This window comes from Halomonas sp. (genome assembly GCF_029263665.1).
Classification (GTDB): domain Bacteria; phylum Pseudomonadota; class Gammaproteobacteria; order Pseudomonadales; family Halomonadaceae; genus Halomonas.
The window spans coordinates 20426-27725 of sequence record NZ_JAJUFQ010000035.1 but is presented as its reverse complement, the minus strand read 5'-3'; the positions used below and the strand labels follow the sequence as shown (position 1 = coordinate 27725).

General features: G+C 59.7%; 6 protein-coding genes. 4 read left to right on the top strand and 2 right to left on the bottom strand.

The window, feature by feature from the left end:
* Positions 1-293: 293 nt before the first annotated feature.
* Together Q1K07_RS20500 and Q1K07_RS20495 are read right to left on the bottom strand one after the other, a co-directional pair.
* Positions 294-995 (bottom strand): GntR family transcriptional regulator, encoded by a 702-nt coding sequence (locus tag Q1K07_RS20500; RefSeq protein ID WP_300315564.1) that lies wholly within the window; start codon positions 993-995, stop codon positions 294-296.
* Positions 996-1042: 47 nt separating this feature from the next.
* Positions 1043-2845 (bottom strand): IlvD/Edd family dehydratase, encoded by a 1803-nt coding sequence (locus Q1K07_RS20495; protein ID WP_300315561.1) that lies wholly within the window; start codon positions 2843-2845, stop codon positions 1043-1045.
* A gap of 192 nt (positions 2846-3037) precedes the next feature.
* Between Q1K07_RS20495 and Q1K07_RS20490 the strand changes: the two genes are divergently transcribed.
* The 4 genes from Q1K07_RS20490 (at position 3038) to Q1K07_RS20475 (ending at position 7288) form a co-directional block, all read left to right on the top strand.
* Positions 3038-4009 carry a tripartite tricarboxylate transporter substrate binding protein gene (locus tag Q1K07_RS20490; protein WP_300315558.1) on the top strand — a complete coding sequence of 324 codons (972 nt, stop codon included), beginning with the start codon at positions 3038-3040 and terminating at the stop codon, positions 4007-4009.
* 48 nt (positions 4010-4057) lie between these two features.
* Entirely contained in the window at positions 4058-4546 is a 489-nt protein-coding gene (locus tag Q1K07_RS20485) for a tripartite tricarboxylate transporter TctB family protein (RefSeq protein WP_300315555.1), read from the top strand.
* Positions 4547-4632: 86 nt separating this feature from the next.
* Positions 4633-6135 carry a tripartite tricarboxylate transporter permease gene (locus tag Q1K07_RS20480; RefSeq protein WP_300315552.1) on the top strand — a complete coding sequence of 501 codons (1503 nt, stop codon included), beginning with the start codon at positions 4633-4635 and terminating at the stop codon, positions 6133-6135.
* 31 nt (positions 6136-6166) lie between these two features.
* Positions 6167-7288 (top strand): mandelate racemase/muconate lactonizing enzyme family protein, encoded by a 1122-nt coding sequence (locus Q1K07_RS20475; protein WP_300315549.1) that lies wholly within the window; start codon positions 6167-6169, stop codon positions 7286-7288.
* The last annotated feature ends 12 nt before the right edge of the window (positions 7289-7300 follow it).

Sequence of the window (7300 nt, the reverse complement as noted above, 5' to 3'; positions counted from 1 at the left end):
CGCACGATTCGGCTGATGTTGAGCAGCCAGTACCCGGAGCAGGACCTTTTCCTGAAGCTGGCCAGCAAGCTGGTGCCGGGATAGCGCCGCGGCGTGCTGTCCCCGGCACAGAAAACACATGGGGGTTGGGGGCAGTGCGTCCTGAGCGCAGAAAATTGATCAAGAAATAGCCAATCTCAAGCCCGTAGCGCCAATGTCTTCACCGAGCCTGAGATCTGGGAGCGTCTGGCCGGCCCGGTGCAACATCCGGGCTACGTGTCAGCTTTCCAGGCGGAAGCCCGCACCTTTCCTTTTTATTCGAAAGAGTGTCGGTAGAGACTGAGGTAGCGCTCCTTTGAGGGCAGCAGGTGCTCCCGACAGAGCTCTGCCAGATGCTCACGGTCCTCGGCGCGAATGGCGTCGATCATGGCCTGGTGTTCACGCTGAGCTTGTGCGAGGGCGTCACGATCGCTGATGGCGATGAAACGTATCCCGTGCGCCTTCTGCGCGAACTCATTGATGGTGGCGTAGAGAAACGTATTGCCGCAGGCCCGGAACAGCGTGCGGTGGAAGGCGATGTTGAGATGGAACACCTGCCTGAGGTCATGCGCATCCACCGCGGCACTGTATTGCTGATGAACCCTTTCCAGGTTTTCCAGCCACTCGGCGGGTGCGGGTAGCGGTAAGGCATCCACCGCTGCCAATTCGAGCAACTCGCGCATGGCATAGAGCTGTTCCACTTCCTCGGGCGGGTAGCTCTTCACGAAGGCACCACGGTTCTTGATGCGCTCCAAAAGCCCGATGCTCTCCAGTTGGAACAGCGCTTGGCGGATGATGTGCCGCTTGCCCTCGAAGCGCTCCATCATGGCCTCTTCCACCAGCCGCTCACGCGGGTGCAGGCGCCCAAGCACAATGTCTTCCTCCACGGCGGCAACAATGTCACCGACGCTGACGGTCGTGGACGGGGAGGCTGCCTCATCGTCGCGTTGCGTGAGCGGCTGGAGGTTTCGGCTCATGGTCGCTTCCTCAGCTGAAATAACGTTAAAGAGGCGTGGCCAGTGTATCAGCCGCGCTCCTGGGCTTCATGTTGACGCGGGACTCTGACAGAGAGTTCTGGGCGGCAAGCGCGGAAGTCGCAGCCTTCCTCCGCCTGCAGGATCTGCTCCATGAACAGTCGCCGATAGCCAAGCAGGGGCGTCTCATCCGCTGCCATTTGGTTCGATTGCCGCCGCCGGTCGAGCTCTAACTCCTCGACTTCCAGGTTGAGCGCGTTGCGGGCGACATCCAGCGCGATCATGTCGCCGTCCTGGACCAGCCCCAATGGGCCACCTTCGGCGGACTCAGGTGAAACATGCAGCACGATGGTGCCTGCAGCGGTACCACTCATGCGGCCATCGGAAATACGCACCATGTCCTTGACGCCCTGTGCGGCCAGCTTCTTGGGAATCGGGATGTAACCCGCTTCAGGCATGCCGGGCGCCCCCTTGGGTCCGATGTTCTTCAGCACCAGGACGTCGTCAGCGTTCACGTCCAGCTCGGGATCATCGATGCGTTTGGCCAGGTCTTCGAGGCCGTGGAATACCACAGCACGTCCTCGATGCGACATCAGTTCGGGTGATGCCGCCGACTGTTTGATGATCGCGCCGGCAGGTGCCAGGTTCCCGCGCAACACGGCGATGCCACCCTGCGCGTAGATCGGTGCTTGCCGGGGCCTCACGATCTTTTGGTCGATCAGATGCACTGCGCTGTCGATGTTCTCTCCCAAGGTGCGTCCGTTGACCGTCATGGCATCGAGATGTAATAGCGGCTTGAGCTCACGCAGGAGGGTAGGGAGCCCACCTGCGCGGTGCAGGTCCTCCATGTAGCCCTCACCCGATGGTTTCAGGTCTACCAAGACCGGTGTTTCCTGACTCATACGATCAAAGGCTGCTAGATCGATATCGATGCCCAGGCGACCCGCGATGGCCGTGGTGTGGATCAAGGCGTTGGTCGACCCACCGAGGGCAAGCAGCACGCGCAGTGCGTTCTCGAAAGCTTCCGGTGTGAGGATTTGTTGCGGCGTCACGCCCGCGTGAGCTAGCTGAACCGCCTGAGCCCCTGATTGTTCGGCGATCCGTTGACGATCCGCATAGACCGCCGGTGCGGTGGCGCTGTTGGGCAGCATGATGCCAAGGGTCTCGGCCAGGCAGGCCATGGTGCTGGCCGTTCCCATCACTGAGCAGGTACCGACGGTGGGGACCAGTTTGTCGTTGACCTCGTTAATCTCCTGATCATCGATGTCCTTGCCACGATATGCGGCCCAGTAACGACGGCAGTCGGTGCAGGCCCCGACCCGCGTGCCGCGGTGGGAGCCAGAGAGCATGGGTCCGGTCACTACCTGGATGGCGGGAATGCCGGCGCTAGCCGCGGCCATCAACTGCGCGGGTACCGTCTTGTCACACCCGCCGATCAGCACAACCGCATCCATGGGCTGGGCGCGAATCATCTCCTCGGTGTCGAGGGCCATAAGATTGCGCAGGTACATGCTGGTGGGGTGCGCGAATGACTCGTGGAGGGTGATGGTGGGGAAGTCCACCGGCAGGCCACCAGCGAGCATCACGCCGCGCTTCACACTTTCTACCAGGCCCGGGACGTTGCCGTGACAAGCGTTATAGCCGCTATAGGTGTTGGCGATGCCGATCACCGGGCGGGACAGGGCGTCGTCGGTATAGCCCATGCCCTTGATGAAGGCCTTACGCAGGAACAGCGAAAACGCCGAGTCCCCGTAGTTGGTCAGGCGGTTAGACATGCCTTGCGTGGTCTTGCCTTGATCAGAGGCCTCGTCGTGAGAGTGCTCGTTGCTGTCGTTGTGTTGATCCGGGCGCATCGCTTTCTCCTTGTATGTGGGCGATGGGGAACGTAGCCGCCGGTATGGCTCCTGAACGCAAGGCTAGGCGCTGAAAGCATGGTTGACAAGATTATTGACAATCTTGTTGATTGCCGTCTACGTTGCAACGGGCAAGCAAGGCTTGCATGCCAGCGTGCTACACAACGACAAACCGCACTTGAGGTGATCACCATGCAACAACGTAGAATTTTCGCCGCCAGCCTGCTGTCAGCCCTGATGGCATCTGGGGCTGCACATGCCGAGTATTCCGCCGGTGACGAGATCAAGGTCCTGCAAGGCTTCAAGGCCGGTGGTGGCAGTGATGCCCTGGCACAGCTGACACAGCCCTTCCTGCGTGAATCCCTGGATGTGGAATTCATCAACGAGTACCTGCCGGGGGCCACCGGAGGGATTGCCTGGACCCGCCTGGCCAAGCAGTCGCCCAACGACGGCACCGTCATCAGCATCACCAACACGCCGATGCTGATGACCAACTACATCATGAACGAGGAAATAAACTACTCGATCGAAGAGCTGACGCCGATCGCCAACGTGGTGACCGATCCAGGCATCATCGTGGTTCCCAAGGACAGCCCCTACCAGACCGTGGAAGACTTCTTTGCTGCTGCCGAAGAGCGTCCGGGTGAGCTCACTGTCGGCAACTCCGGTGTAGGCGGGGATGACTTCTTCTCGACCATCATGATTGAGAAGGCGACAGGTCTGAGCTTCCAGAAGGTCCCGTTCCAGGGCGATGGTCCCTCGGCCACTGCAGCGCTGGGTGGCAAGATCGATGCCAGCTTCAACAACCTTGGCAACGTGTATGGCCACATTCAGTCGGGTGACCTGCGCCCGCTGGCGGTCTTCGCTCAAGAACGCATTGGGGTGCTGCCAGACGTTCCCACGCTCGTCGAGATGGACATCGATGTGGTGGCAGGTTCTTCACGCGGCTATAGCGCGCCGGCCGGCATCCCCGATGAAGCGCGTGCTGATCTGATCGCCGCTTTTGAAGCCCTGAAGGATAACGAGGAGTTTCAGGCAACCGCGCAGGAGCGTGCCATGAACCTCGAGATTCTGACAGGGGACGAGTACGGCCAGATGATGGAGAACATGGAAGGGCAGTTCGAAGTGATCTGGGACGAAGTTAAGGATGAGGTCGAGGGGTGAAACGGCCGACTGCCAGCGGGTCATCATGATTGTCATGGGGGACGTAGCATGAATCTCAGTCGTCTGGTGTTTGGTGTCTTTGCCATTGGCGTGGCGGTGACCTTTTTCGTCACGTCGATGGGCTATCCCCAGAAGGCCGCCAACATGCCCATGATCTACTCGGTCTTGGTGGCCCTGCTGGGAGCCGCGATGGTTAGCCAGGAGGTTATTGGCAGTCGACGTCGTCGTTTGACAGCAGAGGTAGGGTCTTCCTCTTCAGTACCTGACGAAGAGGGCGATGCCAGCTCAACTCAGCATCGCCAGCCCTGGAAGGCCATGCTGGTCTTCGGTCTCTCGATCCTCTATCTCGTCAGCCTCTCGACGGTGGGCTACTTGCTTGCCACCGCAGCATTCATGGCGGTCGCTTTGTCGGTTGTCAGGCATGTCACCTGGCGCTTTGCCGCCATTGGCATCGTGCTGCTTATCACAGTGGTTTGCCTGGTGTTCATCGGCTTTCTGGGACTGCCGGTGCCGCTGCTGCCTCCCTTGCTAGCCTAATCCGTTCTCAGGCACCCATCGTCCAGGCGTCGCCTTTGGTGGCCTTGGAGGAGAGTGCCTGAGATCGGCTTCTGGAGCTTGATCGTATGGAAAATCTCGTTCTGGTGGGCCTGACCAACGTCTTAACGTTCACCAATATCGCCCTGATACTGGGTGGTACCTTGCTTGGGCTGTTTGTCGGTGCCATGCCAGGCCTTTCGGCAACCATGGCCCTGGCGCTGCTGCTTCCCCTGACGTTCAGCATGGATCCGGCAACCGGTCTCAGCATGCTGGCTGCACTCTACGTGGGGGCGTCCTACGGGGGGTCCATCGCTGCCATCCTGCTGCGCACTCCAGGGACACCCTCGGCGGCGGCCACTGTGCTTGACGGTTATCCACTGTCTCAGCAGGGGCACGCGGGTAAAGCACTGGGTATCTCATTATTCGCCTCCTTCGTCGGTGGCCTGATGAGCGGTATTGCCTTGCTGACTGCTGCCCCTTTGCTTGGGGTGTTGGTACTCAAGTTTGGACCAATTGAACTTTTTGCTATCGCCGTGCTTGGTATCACCATCATCGGCTCGCTATCCCAGGGGTCGGTGATCAGCGGTTTGCTCTCCGGTGCACTGGGGCTTCTGGTGAGCACCGTGGGCATGGACCTGATCACAGGGACCCCACGGATGACGTTCGGTAATATCAATCTGTTCTCGGGGATCGAGTTCACCGTGGCCCTGATCGGCCTGTTTTCGATTCCTCAGGCGCTGGTGTTGATTGAAAACGCAAAAGGTTCTCAGAAAACGGCCAGCAAAATCACCGACAGACTCATCCCGAAGCTTTCCGAGATCCGTCAGCTGATGCCCAACATCTTCCGCTCAGGGGGTATTGGCATCATCACCGGCCTCATACCCGGTACGGGCGGGGACACGGCGAGTTGGTTTGCCTACAACGAAGCCAAGCGATTCGCGAAAGACAAAAGTCGCTTTGGCAAGGGAGATATCGCCGGTGTGGCGGCACCGGAGGCAGCCAATAACGCGGTCGTCGGGGGTGCCCTGATACCCACCATCGCGCTGGGCATTCCGGGCAGTTCCTCGACTGCGATCCTATTGGGCGCGCTGATGGTGCAGGGCATTTTGCCGGGCCCCAATCTGCTCACCGATTATGGGGATGTCACCTATACGCTGATCTGGGGCGTGATCGTTGCCAACATCGCACTGCTTGGCGTGGGCCTGATGTTCACTCGTTTGTGCGTCAGTGTGACCCGTGTCCCGGACAGCTTTGTTGCATGCGCGATCATCACGCTCTGTGTTATCGGCTCCTTCGCTATCAATAACAGCTTCTTCGAAGTGGGCTTGATGCTGGGCTTTGGCCTTTTCGGGTACTGGATGAACAGAGCAGGCGTCTCTCCAGCACCAATGGTGATCGGTCTGATCTTGGGGCCGGTAATGGAAACCAGCTATCAGCAATCGATGCTGATTGGACAAGGCAATCCCACCATCTTCTTGACCAGCCCCATCGCCGTCGTGCTGTTCGCCATTGCGATTTTCTCGATACTGCAAGCCACGCCCTTCTTCCGTTGGGTGAGAGGTGTCTTGCGTCCCGGCACCCAGGCATAACAACTTTCATGCGTAAGACAAGGACAACATCATGACAAAGATTACCGAGGTACGTGCACGCACTGTCAGTGTCCCGCTGGACAACCCCACGAGCTTTTCCAATCGGCAGGTCTTCAAGAGAGACTACGCGCTGGTGGAAGTGGTGGGTGACGATGGCCATGTAGGGATCGGTTTCTGCTACGGTGGCAACAACGCTGGGGCGCTGGTTTCTCAGGCGGTCAGGGAGCTGCTTCGTCCGGTGTTGGTGGGCGCGGATGCTCACGCCACCGAAGCGCTGTGGCAAGCGATGTATCAGGAATCGCTACTGCATGGACGTTGTGGTTCAGTAATGCGTGCAATCAGTATTCTGGACACTGCCCTGTGGGACCGTAATGCAAGAGCGGCCAACCTGCCGCTGTACAAGTACCTTGGGGCGAGCGACACCCAGCACGTTCCGGCCTACGCTAGCGGTGGCTATTACCTTGAGGGCAAGACGCCTCAGATGCTTGGCGATGAAATGGCAGGATATGTCGCTCAGGGCTTTACTGCGGTGAAGATGAAGGTGGGCCGTGGGGACCTGGCGAGCGAGGAAGCTCGCCTGGCCGCGGTTCGCGACGCCGTTGGGTCTGATGTGAAGGTGATGTTGGATGCCAACAATGCCTGGCGTGACCTGCCATCGGCTCTTGCCTTCATGCGCATGGCCGAGCCGTATGCGCCCTTCTGGATCGAAGAGCCCTTCAGCCCGGACGACATCGACAACCACCGTCGTCTGGCTGAGCGCACGCCGGTGCCGGTAGCCACCGGCGAGATCGAGGCCGGTCGCTGGCGCTTCCGTGAGCTGCTAGAGAAAGAGGGGGCGATGATCCTGCAGACCGATGCTGCCGTCTGTGGCGGTATTACCGAGTTCCGCCGCATCGCCGCCACGGCCGCGAGCTTTGGGGTAGAGGTCTACCCCCACTGGTTCCACGACCTGCATGTTCATCTGGTGGCGTCGGCACCTAACGTTGCCATGGTGGAATTCTTTGCCGACGACCAAGTGCTGAATTTCCGTCGGCTCGTCGACACTCAGCTGACGTTCTCCAACGGTAACCTTCAGTTGCCCACCACGCCTGGGCTGGGCTTCGGGTTCGACCAGGCGGCACTGGATCGTTACGCCGTCGAATCCTGGCACTGACCCCCCATACAG